Below are 15,138 nucleotides of genomic sequence, written 5' to 3' on the forward strand. Positions count from 1 at the left end.
TGGCCTTAAGCGACGTTATCAATCGATTGGTCTGGGTACTGAGATTTTGCTGCAAGCTCCTCTGGTGAGAAGTCATCCACGTTAATCGTGTACAGTCTATGTTCCTCAGCGCTAATCAGAAGATTTGCTTCGTCTTGCGTTAAGATACCTTTCTCAAGTCCCAACTGAGCAACAAGATCAAGTCGTAAGAAGGCACGTTTTTGATGTGTCTCTTTGCAGACTTTGTCGAACAGAGGTTCAGCTTGAAGAATCACTTCTAGCGCTTTTTCAATCTTACCTACTGGGTTGTATTCCGTCGCTTCTAGGTATTGGCCGCGACCTATACGAGAGCGTGTTTCGCTTGGTGTTTGTAGAATGTGCGCAACTTTGCTATCGAGCTTGTCGTTTGGAGCACGACGGATACGACCAAATGGCATTAGCACAACACGAAGCAGACGACCAATCACAGGGTTAGGGAAGTTCGCTAAGAATTCATCAATCGCCACTTCAGTCTGACGTAAGCTATCTTGCATCCCCCAATGTACTAACGGTAGATCTTCAGCGTGGCTGCCTTCACTTTCAAAGCGCTTCAACGTTGCTGAACCGAGGTAAAGTTGACTTAAGATATCACCCAGTCTTGCTGATAAACGTTCTCTACGCTTCAGTGATCCGCCTAGAACTGCCATTGAAATATCAGACAGTAGCGCTAGGTTTGCACTGTAGCGGTTTAGCTGTTGGTAGTAACGCTGTGTCTGTTTATCTGTTTTATTTGAAGGTGTTGGCGCATCAGAACCACGACCATCGGTTAAACCAAACCACAAGCTGCGGACTAGGTTGCTCATCGTAAAGCTAACGTGCCCTGCTAACGCTGAATCAAACTTATCAAGCGCATCGCTGCTTTCAGAATAAGCCGCTTCCATTTCGTTCAGTACGTAAGGGTGACAGCGAATCGCACCTTGACCATAGATGATCATTGAACGAGTCAGGATGTTTGCGCCTTCAACCGTAATCGCGATAGGCGAGCCTTGGTAGCCACGAGCTAGGAAGTTCGATGGGCCTAAACAAATGCCTTTACCACCGACGATATCCATCGCATCAATGATGCTGCGCTGGCCACGGTGAGTACAGTGGTACTTAACGATTGCAGAGATAACCGAAGGCTTTTCACCAAGGTCGATGCCCGCAACGGTTAGGTTACTTGCAGCGTCCATTACATAAGCGTTACCTGCAAGGCGTGCAAGTGGCTCTTCAACCCCTTCCATGCGGCCAATAGGCTGTTTGAACTGACGGCGGATACGAGCGTAAGCGCCAGTTGCAAGCGCGGCAGACTTAATGCCACCGGTTGAGTTTGAAGGTAGTGTGATACCACGACCAACCGACAGACACTCAACCAGCATACGCCAGCCTTGACCGGCCATTTTCTGGCCACCAATGATGAAATCGATAGGGACGAAGATATCGTCGCCTTGCGTCGGGCCATTTTGGAAAGGTACGTTTAGTGGGAAGTGGCGGTTGCCAATCTCTACGCCTTTTAAATCCGTTGGGATAAGCGCACAAGTGATACCAAGATCTTTTTGGTCACCAAGCAGGCCATCCGGATCACGCAATTTAAAAGCCAAGCCTAAAACGGTCGCGACAGGCGCGAGAGTGATGTAACGCTTGTTCCAAGTTAGGCGCATGCCAAGTACTTCTTCGCCTTGCCAGTCGCCTTTACAAACCACACCGTAATCTGGGATTGAACCTGCATCTGAACCGGCTTCTGGGCTAGTCAGAGCAAAACAAGGGATCTCTTTACCTTCCGCTAAGCGAGGCAGGTAGTGGTTTCTTTGTTCTTCTGTACCGTAGTGTTGTAAAAGCTCACCAGGGCCTAATGAGTTAGGTACTCCAACCGTCGATGACAATACACTAGAAACACCCGTCAACTTCTGTAGAACCAAAGATTGAGCGTAAGCTGAGAACTCTAAGCCGCCGTATTTTTTCTTGATGATCATGGCGAAGAATTTATGGTCTTTCAGGTATTGCCATACTTCTGGTGGCAAATCAGCAAGCTCATGTGTCACTTGGTAATCGTTGACCATTTCACACACGGTATTTACTGGACCATCTAAAAACGCTTGCTCAGCCTCAGAGAGTTTTGGGTCAGCAATGTTCTGAAGCTTCTTCCATTCAGGTTTGCCTTTGAACAGCTCTGCTTCCCACCATACTGTGCCAGCTTCTAGTGCTTCTTTTTCTGTCTGAGACATCGCTGGCAGAACTTTCTTAAATAAAGAGAGTGCTTTTTGGCTGATCAGTGTCTGACGAATGGTCGGTACAGCAAAGATCGCAACGGCTAATAGATAGCAAAGCCAGCCAGTAACAGCCACGCCGCCAAGCAGTGTTAATGCTACCATTGCGCCGGTTAATACAACTAATGCACGTACCAGACTAACTCTATGGTAAAGACAGACGCCTAAGATGGCGGTCATGCCGAGTAGGGAGAGCAATATGTTCATGATCGATTTCCTTTTCAGAGATCACTTATTGTTATTAAGTTTTAGGTAAGAGGTCTAACCAGTCAAGTGTAAACAAAATATTAAATATTTGTAAAACTCCAAGGTGAGTAAAAAGTGATCTCAATAGAGTTAAAGTTCTAATTGTGAGAGGTTGGTGGCGAATATTTGGACGGATTTACAACGACAAGTTAATTAAGGTGGCAATCTTTGGGCTTAAGTGTCGACACTATTTCATGTTTGTGGGTAAACTCAGCTATAAAGAGGGGAAAACCCTCAGTTCTCATTTCACGCACTTTAAGCTGCGTCAAAAAAAATAAGAGATAAGCCTTATGTACCAAGACCTAATCAAAAGTGAATTAAACGAAGCTGCTGACGTTCTGAATAAGTTCCTGAGTGATGACCATAACATCGCTCAAATTGAAGCGGCGGCAAAACTGATTGCTGACTCATTCAAACAAGAAGGCAAGGTGCTTTCTTGTGGCAACGGTGGTTCACACTGTGATGCAATGCACTTCGCGGAAGAGCTAACAGGCCGATACCGTGAAAATCGCCCGGGCTACGCTGGCATTGCGATTTCAGACCCTAGCCACTTATCTTGTGTGAGTAATGATTTTGGCTACGACCACGTGTTTTCTCGCTATGTAGAAGCGGTGGGTCGTAAAGGTGATGTGTTGTTCGGTCTGTCGACTTCAGGTAACTCTGCCAATATTCTAAAAGCGATTGAAGCGGCTCAAGCGAAAGGCATGAAGACGATTGCATTGACGGGTAAAGATGGCGGTAAAATGGCGGGTTGTGCGGATATCGAAATCCGAGTACCACACTTTGGCTACGCAGATCGCATCCAAGAGATTCACATTAAGATCATCCACATTGTGATTCAGCTTGTCGAAAAAGAGATGGAATAATAGTTTTACAGACATTTGGAGCCCAGCTTTTTGGCTCCATTGGTTTTAATAGGGAGTAGATTAAACCATGTGTGAATTGCTCGGTATGAGCGCGAATGTGCCAACTGATATTTGTTTTAGCTTTACTGGTCTTATGCAGCGTGGAGGCAACACTGGCCCGCATCGTGATGGCTGGGGTATTACCTTTTATGAGGGAAAGGGTTTTCGTACCTTCAAAGATCCGAATCCGAGCTGTGAATCTAAGATCGCTGAGTTGGTTCAAAACTACCCAATTAAAAGCCAAGCTGTTGTCAGTCATATCCGTCAAGCCAACCGTGGTGGCGTTAATCTAGAAAATACACACCCTTTTACCCGTGAGCTTTGGGGGCGATACTGGACCTTTGCTCACAATGGTCAATTAACGGATTACGACGATCTGATTAGTGGTCGTTTCAGACCGGTTGGCGAGACAGACAGTGAACTCTCTTTCTGTTGGCTACTCAAACAACTTGAAGAGCGTTTCCCTGAGCCACCTCAAGATATGGAAGGTATGTTCCGCTTTGTGGCTGAGTGTTGTGACCAGCTGCGAGAGAAAGGCGTATTTAACATGTTACTCAGTGATGGTGAGTATGTCATGACCTACTGCACCAACCATTTGTACTGGATAACAAGGCGCGCACCTTTTGGTAAAGCGAGCCTGATTGATGAAGATGTTGAGATTAACTTCCAGGAAGAAACTACGCCTAATGATGTGGTTACAGTGGTGGCAACTCAGCCTCTAACAGACAATGAAGAGTGGTTTAGAATGAAGCCGGGCGAATACGCGCTGTTTCATTTTGGTGAGCTGATTGGCAACAATCATAAAGCACTGGAAGATGTCGCTTATGCGCCGAAGAAGGTAGCAAGCCAAGCGCCAACTGAACCATTGAGCTGAGCTAAGTGTCCCGAATAGTATTATTTGAACCCTATAAAAAAGGCCGCTTACTGCACTAACCAGTCAGTAAGCGGCCTTTTTGTTTTTCAGCAATTTGTTGTCTGAGAGTCGTTTGACGAATTACTCTTCTGCGTAACCGTGTTTACCTAACGCTTTACCGTCTAACACAGCCTGTCCATTGACCATTGATAAACGGTCTTCCGCGAACCACTTGCAGACCATAGGGTAAATGCAGTGTTCTTGAGTCAGCACTCGGCTTGCCAACATATCAGCATCATCATTTTCAAATACCGGCACCTTAGCTTGCAAGATCACAGGGCCGCCATCGAGCTCCTCGGTAACAAAGTGGACGCTAGTACCGTGTTCTTTGTCTTGCGCATCAATGGCACGCTGGTGGGTGTGTAGGCCTGGGTATTTCGGCAACAGAGAAGGGTGGATGTTGACCATTTTCCCTGCATAGTGACGAACAAACTCTGAACTCAGGATTCGCATGTAGCCAGCGAGTACGATTAAATCTGGCTGGTAAGCATCGATCTGAACCATCAATTCATGGTCAAACTCTTCACGTGAACCAAAGTCTTTTGGATTCACTGAATGAGCGTCAACACCTGTGGTTTTCGCTCGTTCTAATCCAAAAGCCTCTGCTTTGTTTGAGAAGACAGCTTTAACCGATGCATCAATCATATCGCTATCGCAGGCATCTAAAATAGCCTGTAAGTTACTTCCGCTTCCTGAAACTAACACAACGATGTTTTTCTGAGAGTGACTGGTTTTATTTGAGTGATTGTTTTTCATAGAGTGGGTCATACGATTGATTAACTGAATTGTTTACAATGTACCTACATAAACTAAGGTTTTCTGCGGGCTAAATAGCAAAATGAGGACCATTAGGTCCTCATTGATTAACTAAGTAAGTGAGCGTATCACTTATTTAATTTCAACTTGCTCTTCGCCAGCTTCAGCGTTTGCGATCTCACCGATAACCCAAGCGTTTTCGCCTTCAGCTTTCAGTAGTTCAACAGCAGCGTCTGCTTGATCTTTAGGTAGAGCAACAACTAGGCCTACACCACAGTTGAAAGTGCGGTACATTTCGAATGTCTCCACGTTACCTTTCTCTTGTAGCCAGTTGAAGATAGCAGGCCATTCCCAGCTCTTGCCATCAATGACTGCTTTAGTACCTTCAGGAAGTACGCGTGGGATGTTTTCCCAGAAACCACCACCTGTGATGTGTGAGATAGCATGAATGTCATGCTCTGCAATCATCTTAAGTGCTGATTTGATGTAAATCTTAGTTGGTTCTAGTAGGTGCTCACCGATAGTGCGACCTTCTAGTTCTTCACTCTTATCAGCACCAGAAACTTCTAGGACTTTACGAATTAAAGAGTAACCGTTTGAGTGTGGACCACTTGAGCCAACAGCGATAAGTGCGTCGCCTGCTGCTACTTTAGTGCCGTCGATGATGTCAGCTTTTTCTACAACACCAACACAGAAGCCAGCTACATCGTAGTCGTCGCCTTCGTACATGCCTGGCATTTCAGCAGTTTCACCACCGATTAGTGCACAGCCAGCTTGAACACAGCCTTCAGCAATACCAGAAACAACGTCTGCTGCTGTATCTACATCTAGCTTACCTGTTGCGTAGTAGTCTAGGAAGAATAGCGGTTCACCACCTTGAACGATTAAGTCGTTCACACACATTGCCACTAGGTCGATACCAATGGTGTCGTGTTTTTTCAGATCCAAAGCAAGGCGAAGTTTAGTACCAACACCATCAGTACCTGAAACAAGTACCGGCTCTTTGTATTTCGTTGGAAGTTCACATAGGGCGCCAAAGCCACCAATACCGCCCATTACTTCAGGGCGACGAGTGCGTTTAACAGCACCTTTGATACGGTCTACTAGTGCATTACCTGCGTCGATATCAACACCAGCGTCTTTGTAGCTTAGAGAAGAAGTATTACCACTCACGGGATAGTCCTCGAACTTAAGTTGGATGTGAAAACGGCGCTATTCTAACAGGGCTTGAATATGAAGAGCAAACGTTTGCGCGGTTTTTTTTATTAGAATAAAGATTCTGAAATAACCCTAGAGTTCGTGTATAATCTACAGGTTTGTTTAAATATTGCCGGAGTTGGAAATGAAAGTTGTTGAAGTGAAACACCCGCTAGTAAAACATAAAATTGGCCTGATGCGTGAAGGTGAGATTAGCACTAAGCGTTTTCGTGAGCTAGCGACAGAAGTGGGTAGCCTTCTAACATACGAAGCGACATCAGACTTTGAAACTGAGCGTGTGACGATTAACGGTTGGAACGGTCCAGTAGAAGTTGACCAAATTAAAGGTAAAAAAGTAACGGTAGTGCCAATCCTACGTGCTGGTCTAGGCATGATGGACGGCGTTCTTGAGCACATCCCAAGTGCACGTATCAGCGTTGTTGGTATTTACCGTGACGAAGAAACACTTGAGCCAGTACCATACTTCAACAAGCTTGCATCTAACATCGATGAGCGTATTGCTCTAGTGGTAGACCCAATGCTTGCGACAGGTGGTTCTATGATCGCGACTATCGACCTGATGAAAGAGAAAGGTTGTAAGCACTTTAAGATTCTTGTGCTTGTTGCTGCTCCTGAAGGTATCGCTGCTCTAGAAAAAGCGCACCCAGATGTTGAGCTTTACACGGCTGCAATCGATGAGAAGCTAAACGACAAGGGCTACATTGTTCCTGGTCTTGGCGATGCTGGCGATAAGATCTTCGGTACTAAGTAATTCGGTTTCAGCTTAAGTGACTCTAAACAGTTCCTTAACTCGCTGAATTAACGGTATTAATAAAAAGGGAGAGCATTCGATGCTCTCCCTTTTTTGATCTTGTTAGGTTGTGATTCTTTGGAATCTAGCCTTACCGACTCATTAATCGATTTGAGCTTTATCTACCACAGTGTTGTCACCTAGCTCTTCTGGAAGTACTAGGTTAAGTAGAATCGCAACGATACCGCACAAGCTTACGCCCTGTAGGCTAAAGTCACCGATACCAAAGGCCATGCCGCCAATACCAAAGACTAAAGTAATGCCCACAATCACAAGGTTACGTGATTTGTGTAGGTCAACATTGTTTTTGATTAGCGTGTTAAGACCCACTGTTGCGATAGAGCCAAACAGTAGAATCATGATTCCGCCCATTACAGGAACCGGAATCGTTTGAAGTAGTGCGCCTAGCTTGCCAACCAATGCAAGAACGATGGCTGTGACTGCAGCCCAAGTCATGATCACAGGGTTGAATGCTTTGGTAAGCATTACTGCGCCTGTTACTTCACTGTACGTAGTGTTTGGCGGCGCGCCCAGCATTGAAGCGGCAATTGTTGCCACACCGTCGCCAGTAATAGTGCGGTGTAAACCTGGTTTTTTAAGGTAGTCTTTACCGGTCACGTTAGATATCGCAAGCATATCACCTACGTGTTCAACGGCAGGTGCAATCGCGACAAATACCATAAAAAAGATAGCGTTGATGTTGAACTCTGGCGTTGTGAAGTTTGGCAGTGCTAACCAAGATGCTTGCGCTACTGGAGTGAAGTCTACCGCGCCGTATACCAAGCTGGTGATGTAACCCGCAACAATACCACCGAAGATTGGCAGTAGCTTAAGGAAGCCTTTTGAAAACACACTGATGACAATCGTCACTAACAGTGAAATTGAAGAGATCCACAGGGCAGCGTCTGCATCAACAAGCTGAACCGCACCATCGCCTGTCTTACCTAGCGCCATGTTAACTGCAACAGGTGCAAGACCTAAGCCGATCACCATGATTACAGGGCCAACCACGACTGGTGGAAGTAGTTTATGGATGAAAGCAACACCTCGAACTTTAATCAATGCGCCCATTAAGACATACACAACACCTGCCGCCATTAGGCCGCCCATGGTTGCACCGACACCCCAAGTTTGAATACCAAACATGATAGGCGCGATGAATGCAAAAGAAGATGCTAAGAAGATTGGCACTGAACGGCGTGTAATAAGTTGGAATAAAAGGGTACCGATACCTGCGCCAAAGAGTGCAACGTTGGGATCGAGTCCAGTCAGTAGCGGCACGAGTACAAGCGCACCAAATGCTACAAACAGCATTTGCGCACCTTGCAGAGCATTTTTCATGTTATGTCCTTAAAATGGTCGTTATATGAAAAGCGAAAAATAAAATTCGCGGGATTCTATCACTTAGCAATCGATTGCCACACCAAATAGATCAAATTTATTTATCTTAATGATGTTTTATATCCATCTAAGCCCTAGAAATTCAGTTTATAAGTGAGCGATTTATCATGGCCAGGTGATATTTTGTGGTTATTAAACACAGTGGGCGCTATCGACCTTGCCCCTCAATCCATAGTTGCTTATCATCTAGGCACAAGATTTGAATATTAGGATCAGTATGCGCTACATAGCATTGTTGTTGATGGGACTATTAGCCTCTCCGAGTTATGCCTTAACTCAAGTAGATATTTTTAGTGCTGAAGTTGCGATTAACGCTGAAGACAAACAGCCAGAACAAGTGGCAAGAAATACAGGTATGGAGCAGGTATTGATACGTGCGACTGGCCAAACTGATGTCGCTTCGAATGAGACGATTCAAAAGGCGATGCGCAAGAGTTCGCAGTACATGTCTCAAATGAGTTTTGGCGAAAGCAATGACCAATCAACATTGCGTATGCGTTTTAACGGTGCTCAAATCCGTTCTCTGTTGACTCAAGCACAGTTACCTTACTGGCCTGACACGCGTTCAAACATCCTTGTTTGGCTGGTGGAAGAGGACAACTACGACAAGAACATCGTATGGGAACACTCTAACTCACAGTTAGCAGCTAGCTTACAAGCTAAGGCAAAAGAGCGTGGCTTGCCTCTAACGCTGCCTGTGGGTGACTTTGACGATATTACGGGTATTGCGACTTCTGATTTGTGGGGTAGCTTTGTTACGCCAATCAGTAAAGCGAGTCAGCGTTATCCTGTTGATGCTGTGTTGGTGATAAAGGCTCAATCTTCAGGCCTACGTTGGGCTCTATACGATCAAAAGCCAAGTCAATTGACGAGTGCACCAACATCGCCTGTAAGTGGTTCACTATCGGGTAACAGCGACACGACTTCTAAGAAGTTAGTTGACCAAATCAGTAACTACTACGCAGGCAAAAGTGCTGTGACGGTAGCGAGTGAGTCATCAGAATCGATTTTAACGCAGTTTATTAGCCTGAATAATGCTCAAGACTTCTTCCAGTTAGAGAACGCACTTAAGCGTCTAAACTCGGTGGCAAGCCTAGATATTCTGAAGATTCAGAACAACGAAGTCACTTTCCGAATTCACTTATTGTCGACTCAACAAGAGTTTGAGCAAGAAGTAGCAAGTATTCGCCAAGTTGCGAAGGTTGAAGAATCTTACATTGAGCCTGAAGTGAGCCCTGAATTTGAAACTCAAGACAACACAATGTCTGTAGGTGATGATTCAACAGACGCTGCTGAAGTCGTTGGTGACGAAACTGACTCAGGCGTACAAGTGATTAAGGGCAACGAGGTATCTGAGGATGCTGAGCTAACGAATACGCCTGACACAACGTTAGAGGATTCTAGTACAGAAGATCTAACCATCACTGCGCCAGTACATGCTAAGCCAAGCTTGGTATACGAGTGGGTTCGCTCATAATTGTCAGCTGACATGACTGATTGAAATGAAAACTTGAAAAAAGCCCTGCAAGAGCAATCTCGCAGGGCTTTTTGTTTGTAAGCGGTCAGTTTAAAAGCATGGGCTCAATATTATTGCTCGAACTTAGCTTTCTCTCTCTTTTCTACTTCGGAAAGGCGCTTCAACTTGATGCCTAACTCTTTGGCTCTAAAGCGAGTAAATAAGATATTGCCCGCGAAACCTAGAGTCGTCAGAAGCAGTTCTACAGCCGCTAATAAACGTTCACCATCGTCTACATACAAGATAGTTAATGCGTGTAGGAAATAGAGCATCAAGACGAAATTTGCCCATGCGTGCGTATAAGGTTTTCCTGCTAAAATGCCCGGTAATGGCAATAACAGCGGGATAGCCCAAGCAATCGCCAGTGTGACATTACTGAGATGAGGGTGCGGTGAAAGCGTCATCTGCCAAGCCACCACCCAGAATAACAGTGACAAGTTGCCCGCTAAAGCAAGGTAGCGAAATAGCTTGGTTTTGGGAGACATAGCCTTCTCTGGCATATACATCATTGAGAAATTCCCTTCTGATTTATTGCGATGCGCGCTAGGCGTTTACCTAGGTTTTGCGCCAACTCAATCTCTTCTTTGCTAAGTGAAGCGCTCTCTCCAGTACTGCTTGCACCATAAGGCGTACCACCAGTTTGAGTGGTGTGCAGCGCCGGTTCTGAGTAGGGGATGCCCACGACTAACATGCCGTGATGAAGCAGGGGCAACATCATGCTTTGTTGTGTTGTCTCTTGACCACCATGCAATGATGAAGAAGAGGTAAATACACAACCTGGCTTATCGATGAGATCACCATTGATCCACATTGATGTCGTGCTATCCCAAAAGTGCTTCATTGGCCCGGCCATGTTACCAAACCAAACCGGACTGCCTAGCGCCAAACCATCACAAGATCGAAGCTCTTGTAACGAGGCAATAGGATCGGTTGGTTGATAGCGTGAATCAGGCTGCTCTTCTACCGTGTACACGTCGTTCACCGTTCTTAACATGGCTTCACAGTTTGGGATAGACTCAACCCCTCGTGCAATCTGCCTTGCTAGAGCTTGTGTGTTGCCGTGGCGGCTGTAGTAAAGAACAAGAATGTTAATGCTCATATTGGATTACAGAATCTCTAGCACTTGCTCTGGTGGACGACCAATTTTTGCTTTGTTGTTCGCGACAACGACTGGGCGCTCAAACAGTTTTGGATTGGTTGCCATCGCGGCGAAAAGATCTTCATTAGTGACTGAAGCATCACCAAGGTTTGCTTCTTTGTAGTCCGCTTCTTTGGTGCGCATCATGTCGCGAACACTGTCAAAACCAAGCTGAGTGAACAGTACTTTCAGCTGTTCAACTGTTAACGGAGTCTCTAGGTATTTGATTACCTCTGGCTGTACGCCGTTTTCCTGAAGCACTTCTAGAGTTTGACGGCTCTTTGAGCAGCGTGGGTTATGATAAATCACGACAGACATGGTTCTTCCTCATTATTATTTTTGATTTAATTGTTTAGCTGAAGCCACCATAGGTGACTTCTTTTTTTTGTGTAACGTTGAGCTTTCTTTTTATACTGGCAACGAGCGTTACCAGTAAACACTCTATTGTAGCGACAAGAAGCGCTCTCGTTGAATCATTAGCTGATCAATTCGAGCGTCGTAGCGTGCTTGTTTTAGGCTTCCTAATTCTGCGATTTGGCTTGCTTGCGTGTAGTACTGAATCGCTTTGTTCCAGTTGGCTTGCAGTGCCAAAATTTCTGCACGAGCAGCCAGTTCTTCGTCGCTATTACCAAGGCTCGTATTTACTTTTGAAAGTAAGTGCCAGCCATTGGTGTCATTCGGGTTATCGTGCGTGTAACGCTGCAATACGCGAACCGCTTCTTGAAGATCTTCATTTTCAATCAGTGCGTTGGCGTAGTTAATGGTCAGAACCGGGTTGTTTGGTTGACGAACCAGTGCCGATTTAAGTTCTTTAATCGTAATCTCAGGCTGCTTCTTCTCGATGTGCAGATCCGAAATAGCATCTAGATAAAACAGGTTGGTTGGATCGCTGTTAATCAGCTTGTTCAGGATGGGCTCTGCTTTGTCTAATTTTTTAGAGTCTAGGTAAACCAGTGCTTGGCCATATTCTAATGACGGAACCAAAGCTTTAGGGGCTTTCTTTAGCTGACGCTCAAACCAATCAAGAGCAGCATCATTATTAATGCCAGCATAGCGCGCAACAATGCGGGCTCTTGCTAGGTGGTAGTCCAGAGAGGGAGCCAGTTTCAGTGGCGGGTAACTACGAGCACGAGCACGTGAATCGGTAATTCGGTCTTCTGGTAATGGGTGAGTCAGTAGCATTGGCGGTGGTGTGCTCGCATAGCGATATTCATCAGCTAAACGGCCAAAGAAACGTGGCATCGCATTCACATCAAACCCAGCTTTTGCTAGCGTGTTGATACCAAAGCGGTCGGCTTCTTTTTCATTACTACGGGTGTAGTTGATTTGGCTTTGCATATTACCCGCAGTCGTTGCCGTTAGGGCTGCAATGCCGGCTTCAGGAGCTGCAATTGCCAGTAATACAGAGGCTGCTAGCGCTGCAATGGTTGCTGGAGAGCGGCGCGCTTGGTCTTCCATACTACGCGCTAAGTGACGTTGGGTTACGTGCGCGATTTCGTGCGCTAATACAGAAGCTAATTCACTTTCAGATTGTGCATGCAGGAATAGACCTGAGTGCAAAGCAACATAACCACCAAAGAAAGCAAAGGCGTTGATGTTGCGGTCACGGATCATAAAGAACTGGAAAGGTGTCTTTACATCATTTGCGTTCGCGACCAGACGATGGCCAAGAGTATCAATATATAGATTTAGAACTGGGTCGTTTACGATAGGCTGGCTACTTCTGATGATGCGCATGTAGGCATCACCATAGATAAGCTCTTGGTCGATAGTGAGTGTGCCGCCAGCAGCGGTACCGATATCTGGTAGCTCCAAACTATTGGTATTCGCCATAGTTGGGGTGCTTAATGTAGCTGCGATGCATAAGCAAGCAATTGAGCGAGCGCGTTTAAACATATTAGTCAGTAATACTCCGTTTCTTCTGACAGTAAGACAAGTGCAATGGAAATTGGTTCTTTATCTGATTTAACCTTTGCCAAGTGCGTGCGCTATCATGAAGGAGGATGAATGAATGATGGCGCGTTTTCAAAAACAGATTACAATACGACCCTTATAATAAGCATCGAGCTCAAGAATGACACCTAATATTCTAGATTTACGCCAAGAGCGCTGTCCAATGGCGCTATTATTAGCCAAGCGTCACAGTGTAAAGTTAGAAGTAGGGCAGTCATTGTCAATTTATGTGTCTGATAACAGTTCGATGAAAGATATTGTTACTTATTTGTCTAAGCAAGCCTATGACGTCATCACTGAGGTTTGCTCTAATTACCATCATCTCCTCGTCACTAAAAAGGAATTGCAGTCAGATGCTTGAAATGGTCAATCGTTGGTATAAACGACGTTTCTCTGATCCCCATGCTGTCAGTTTGGTTGCCATCATTCTCTTCGGCTTTATTACGATCTACTTCTTTGGTCACCTAATTGCGCCACTCTTGGTTGCAATTGTGTTGGCTTATTTGCTTGAGTGGCCTGTTACCCAACTTCAAAGACTCGGTGTTCCAAGAACGCCTTCGGTGATGTTGGTGATCATGATGTTCTTTAGCCTGATGTTGCTGGCGCTGTTTGGTTTAGTGCCTACCATTTGGGAGCAAGTGGGTAACCTCATCAATGATATTCCAAGTATGTATGGCGGCTTACAGAAGTTCATCGCGACGATTCCTGAGCGCTATCCTGAGTTAGCAAACTTGCAGATCGTTGAATCGATTGTGTCTAACGCGAAAAACAAAGCATTAGGCTTTGGTGAAAGTGTTGTTAAAGGTTCTTTGGCTTCTCTTGTGAGCTTGGCTACGCTTGCGGTTTACTTGATTCTTGTGCCGCTGCTGATCTTCTTCTTATTAAAAGATAAAGAAGAGATGATCAGCATGGCGAGTGGCGTGTTGCCTAAAAACCGTCGTCTAGCGACCAAGGTTTGGGTTGAGATGAACCAACAAATCTCGAACTATATTCGCGGCAAGGTCCTTGAGATCTTGATCGTCGGTGGTGTCAGCTACGTGACCTTTGCGATTCTAGATTTACGTTATTCAGCTCTGCTGGCTGTCGCGGTTGGCTTCTCGGTACTGATTCCTTATATCGGTGCGGCAGCTGTGACTGTTCCTGTGGCGATTGTAGGCCTGTTCCAGTGGGGATTAGAGCCTCAGTTTTACTGGTTGCTTCTCGCTTACGGTATTATCCAAGCGCTAGATGGTAACGTGCTCGTTCCTGTTCTTTTCTCTGAAGCGGTGAACCTGCACCCAGTGGCCATTATTGTTGCCGTGTTAGTGTTTGGTGGACTGTGGGGATTCTGGGGCGTGTTCTTTGCTATCCCGTTGGCAACGTTAGTTAAGGCGGTTTGGAATGCCTTACCGAGTCACGCATTAGACGATGACCCCGAACTCAAAAGTAATTGATCTTGTTATAGAAAAAGGCCGAACATCCATGATGTTCGGCCTTTTTGCTCTTAGCTTAATCATTAGCTTAATGAGTGTTGCTCTTGCCTTAGAGAGTGGTGAATCTAAGTCATTAACTCACTCAAATCGCCCTTAAGCTTCTTGATTGAAGTAATCTAGAACCACTTCGTGGTGAGTCTTAGTCTTGAACTTGTTGAAGACATGTTCAATCTGACCTTCTTCATCAATTAGGAAGCTAATACGGTGCAGACCGTCGTAGATTTTACCCATGAATTTTTTCTCGCCCCAAACGCCAAACTGTTCAGCAACGCTGTGGTCTTCATCAGATAGCAGGGTGAAGTTTAGAGATTTCTTCTCAACGAAGTTTGGTAGACGTTTTACTGGGTCAACACTCACACCTAGAACAACCACGTTTAGGTCATCAAGCTGTGTTTTGATATCACGCAGGCCTTCCGCTTGCACAATACAACCTGGAGTCATTGCTTTAGGGTAAAAATAGAAAAGTACTTTTTTACCTTTGAAGTCACCAAGAGATACGATATTGCCATCTTGATCTGGAAGAGAAAAAGCAGGTGCTGGAACACCAGCCGTTAGCGTATTCATGA

Annotated in this window: 15 protein-coding genes; 6 read left to right on the top strand and 9 right to left on the bottom strand. The window is 45.5% G+C overall.

Annotated elements, in window-relative coordinates:
• Positions 1-5 precede the first annotated feature (5 nt).
• Positions 6-2,471 carry an acyl-CoA dehydrogenase FadE gene (fadE, locus tag AB4486_RS14675; protein ID WP_059019960.1) on the bottom strand — a complete coding sequence of 822 codons (2,466 nt, stop codon included), beginning with the start codon at positions 2,469-2,471 and terminating at the stop codon, positions 6-8.
• Between the two features lie 329 nt (positions 2,472-2,800).
• Between fadE and lpcA the strand changes: the two genes are divergently transcribed.
• On the top strand, positions 2,801-3,376 hold the full coding sequence (gene lpcA, locus AB4486_RS14680; protein WP_017063379.1) for a D-sedoheptulose 7-phosphate isomerase: 576 nt from the start codon (positions 2,801-2,803) through the stop codon (positions 3,374-3,376).
• A 67-nt stretch (positions 3,377-3,443) separates the two neighbouring features.
• The gene (locus tag AB4486_RS14685; RefSeq protein WP_048616160.1) at positions 3,444-4,289 is read left to right on the top strand and encodes a class II glutamine amidotransferase; all 846 of its coding nucleotides are present in this window, start codon (positions 3,444-3,446) and stop codon (positions 4,287-4,289) included.
• 120 nt (positions 4,290-4,409) lie between these two features.
• Here AB4486_RS14685 and purN read toward each other — a convergent pair whose 3' ends face one another.
• A complete protein-coding gene (gene purN, locus AB4486_RS14690; RefSeq protein ID WP_372117524.1) occupies positions 4,410-5,084 on the bottom strand; it encodes a phosphoribosylglycinamide formyltransferase in 675 nt (224 codons plus the stop codon).
• 132 nt (positions 5,085-5,216) lie between these two features.
• Positions 5,217-6,257 (bottom strand): phosphoribosylformylglycinamidine cyclo-ligase, encoded by a 1,041-nt coding sequence (purM, locus tag AB4486_RS14695; protein WP_008222945.1) that lies wholly within the window; start codon positions 6,255-6,257, stop codon positions 5,217-5,219.
• A gap of 169 nt (positions 6,258-6,426) precedes the next feature.
• Between purM and upp the strand changes: the two genes are divergently transcribed.
• A complete protein-coding gene (gene upp, locus AB4486_RS14700; protein WP_017060716.1) occupies positions 6,427-7,053 on the top strand; it encodes a uracil phosphoribosyltransferase in 627 nt (208 codons plus the stop codon).
• Positions 7,054-7,194: 141 nt separating this feature from the next.
• Here upp and AB4486_RS14705 read toward each other — a convergent pair whose 3' ends face one another.
• Entirely contained in the window at positions 7,195-8,433 is a 1,239-nt protein-coding gene (locus AB4486_RS14705) for a uracil-xanthine permease family protein (protein WP_137001215.1), read from the bottom strand.
• Positions 8,434-8,710: 277 nt separating this feature from the next.
• Here AB4486_RS14705 and AB4486_RS14710 point away from each other — a divergent pair, with 277 nt between their 5' ends.
• The gene (locus AB4486_RS14710; protein WP_372117526.1) at positions 8,711-9,970 is read left to right on the top strand and encodes a DUF2066 domain-containing protein; all 1,260 of its coding nucleotides are present in this window, start codon (positions 8,711-8,713) and stop codon (positions 9,968-9,970) included.
• A 110-nt stretch (positions 9,971-10,080) separates the two neighbouring features.
• On the opposite strand, the gene AB4486_RS14715 is transcribed toward AB4486_RS14710, so the two are convergent.
• The 4 genes from AB4486_RS14715 to AB4486_RS14730 form a co-directional block, all read right to left on the bottom strand.
• Complete coding sequence (locus AB4486_RS14715; protein WP_017060713.1) at positions 10,081-10,518, bottom strand: DUF2069 domain-containing protein; 438 nt, start codon at positions 10,516-10,518, stop codon at positions 10,081-10,083.
• Positions 10,515-11,108, bottom strand: coding sequence for an NAD(P)H:quinone oxidoreductase (wrbA, locus tag AB4486_RS14720; RefSeq protein ID WP_017060712.1), 594 nt, complete (start codon positions 11,106-11,108; stop codon positions 10,515-10,517). The genes AB4486_RS14715 and wrbA overlap by 4 nt, the downstream gene beginning before the upstream one ends.
• Positions 11,109-11,114: 6 nt before the next feature.
• Positions 11,115-11,465 carry an arsenate reductase (glutaredoxin) gene (arsC, locus tag AB4486_RS14725; RefSeq protein WP_372117528.1) on the bottom strand — a complete coding sequence of 117 codons (351 nt, stop codon included), beginning with the start codon at positions 11,463-11,465 and terminating at the stop codon, positions 11,115-11,117.
• A 123-nt stretch (positions 11,466-11,588) separates the two neighbouring features.
• Positions 11,589-13,043, bottom strand: coding sequence for a M48 family metalloprotease (locus tag AB4486_RS14730; protein ID WP_372117530.1), 1,455 nt, complete (start codon positions 13,041-13,043; stop codon positions 11,589-11,591).
• Between the two features lie 178 nt (positions 13,044-13,221).
• Between AB4486_RS14730 and AB4486_RS14735 the strand changes: the two genes are divergently transcribed.
• Both AB4486_RS14735 and AB4486_RS14740 read left to right on the top strand, forming a co-directional pair.
• Positions 13,222-13,461: a sulfurtransferase TusA family protein gene (locus AB4486_RS14735; RefSeq protein WP_017060709.1), complete on the top strand. Its 240-nt coding sequence runs from the start codon at positions 13,222-13,224 to the stop codon at positions 13,459-13,461.
• Positions 13,454-14,533, top strand: coding sequence for an AI-2E family transporter (locus tag AB4486_RS14740; RefSeq protein ID WP_372117532.1), 1,080 nt, complete (start codon positions 13,454-13,456; stop codon positions 14,531-14,533). The genes AB4486_RS14735 and AB4486_RS14740 overlap by 8 nt, the downstream gene beginning before the upstream one ends.
• Before the next feature lie 132 nt (positions 14,534-14,665).
• Here the strand turns inward: AB4486_RS14740 and bcp are convergent, their stop codons facing one another.
• A complete protein-coding gene (bcp, locus tag AB4486_RS14745; protein ID WP_017060706.1) occupies positions 14,666-15,136 on the bottom strand; it encodes a thioredoxin-dependent thiol peroxidase in 471 nt (156 codons plus the stop codon).
• Positions 15,137-15,138 lie beyond the last annotated feature (2 nt).

The organism is Vibrio sp. 10N.222.55.C6 (assembly GCF_041473395.1).
In the GTDB taxonomy this organism is placed as follows: domain Bacteria; phylum Pseudomonadota; class Gammaproteobacteria; order Enterobacterales; family Vibrionaceae; genus Vibrio; species Vibrio crassostreae_C.

Excerpts from the sequence above, each read along its gene's own strand:
- fadE (WP_059019960.1), bottom strand. The coding sequence starts at position 2,471 with ATGAACATATTGCTCTCCCTACTCGGCATGACCGCCATCTTAGGCGTC.
- lpcA (WP_017063379.1), top strand. The coding sequence starts at position 2,801 with ATGTACCAAGACCTAATCAAAAGTGAATTAAACGAAGCTGCTGACGTT.
- AB4486_RS14685 (WP_048616160.1), top strand. The coding sequence starts at position 3,444 with ATGTGTGAATTGCTCGGTATGAGCGCGAATGTGCCAACTGATATTTGT.
- purN (WP_372117524.1), bottom strand. The coding sequence starts at position 5,084 with ATGAAAAACAATCACTCAAATAAAACCAGTCACTCTCAGAAAAACATC.
- upp (WP_017060716.1), top strand. The coding sequence starts at position 6,427 with ATGAAAGTTGTTGAAGTGAAACACCCGCTAGTAAAACATAAAATTGGC.
- AB4486_RS14705 (WP_137001215.1), bottom strand. The coding sequence starts at position 8,433 with ATGAAAAATGCTCTGCAAGGTGCGCAAATGCTGTTTGTAGCATTTGGT.
- AB4486_RS14710 (WP_372117526.1), top strand. The coding sequence starts at position 8,711 with ATGCGCTACATAGCATTGTTGTTGATGGGACTATTAGCCTCTCCGAGT.
- AB4486_RS14715 (WP_017060713.1), bottom strand. The coding sequence starts at position 10,518 with ATGATGTATATGCCAGAGAAGGCTATGTCTCCCAAAACCAAGCTATTT.
- wrbA (WP_017060712.1), bottom strand. The coding sequence starts at position 11,108 with ATGAGCATTAACATTCTTGTTCTTTACTACAGCCGCCACGGCAACACA.
- arsC (WP_372117528.1), bottom strand. The coding sequence starts at position 11,465 with ATGTCTGTCGTGATTTATCATAACCCACGCTGCTCAAAGAGCCGTCAA.
- AB4486_RS14730 (WP_372117530.1), bottom strand. The coding sequence starts at position 13,043 with ATGTTTAAACGCGCTCGCTCAATTGCTTGCTTATGCATCGCAGCTACA.
- AB4486_RS14735 (WP_017060709.1), top strand. The coding sequence starts at position 13,222 with ATGACACCTAATATTCTAGATTTACGCCAAGAGCGCTGTCCAATGGCG.
- AB4486_RS14740 (WP_372117532.1), top strand. The coding sequence starts at position 13,454 with ATGCTTGAAATGGTCAATCGTTGGTATAAACGACGTTTCTCTGATCCC.
- bcp (WP_017060706.1), bottom strand. The coding sequence starts at position 15,136 with ATGAATACGCTAACGGCTGGTGTTCCAGCACCTGCTTTTTCTCTTCCA.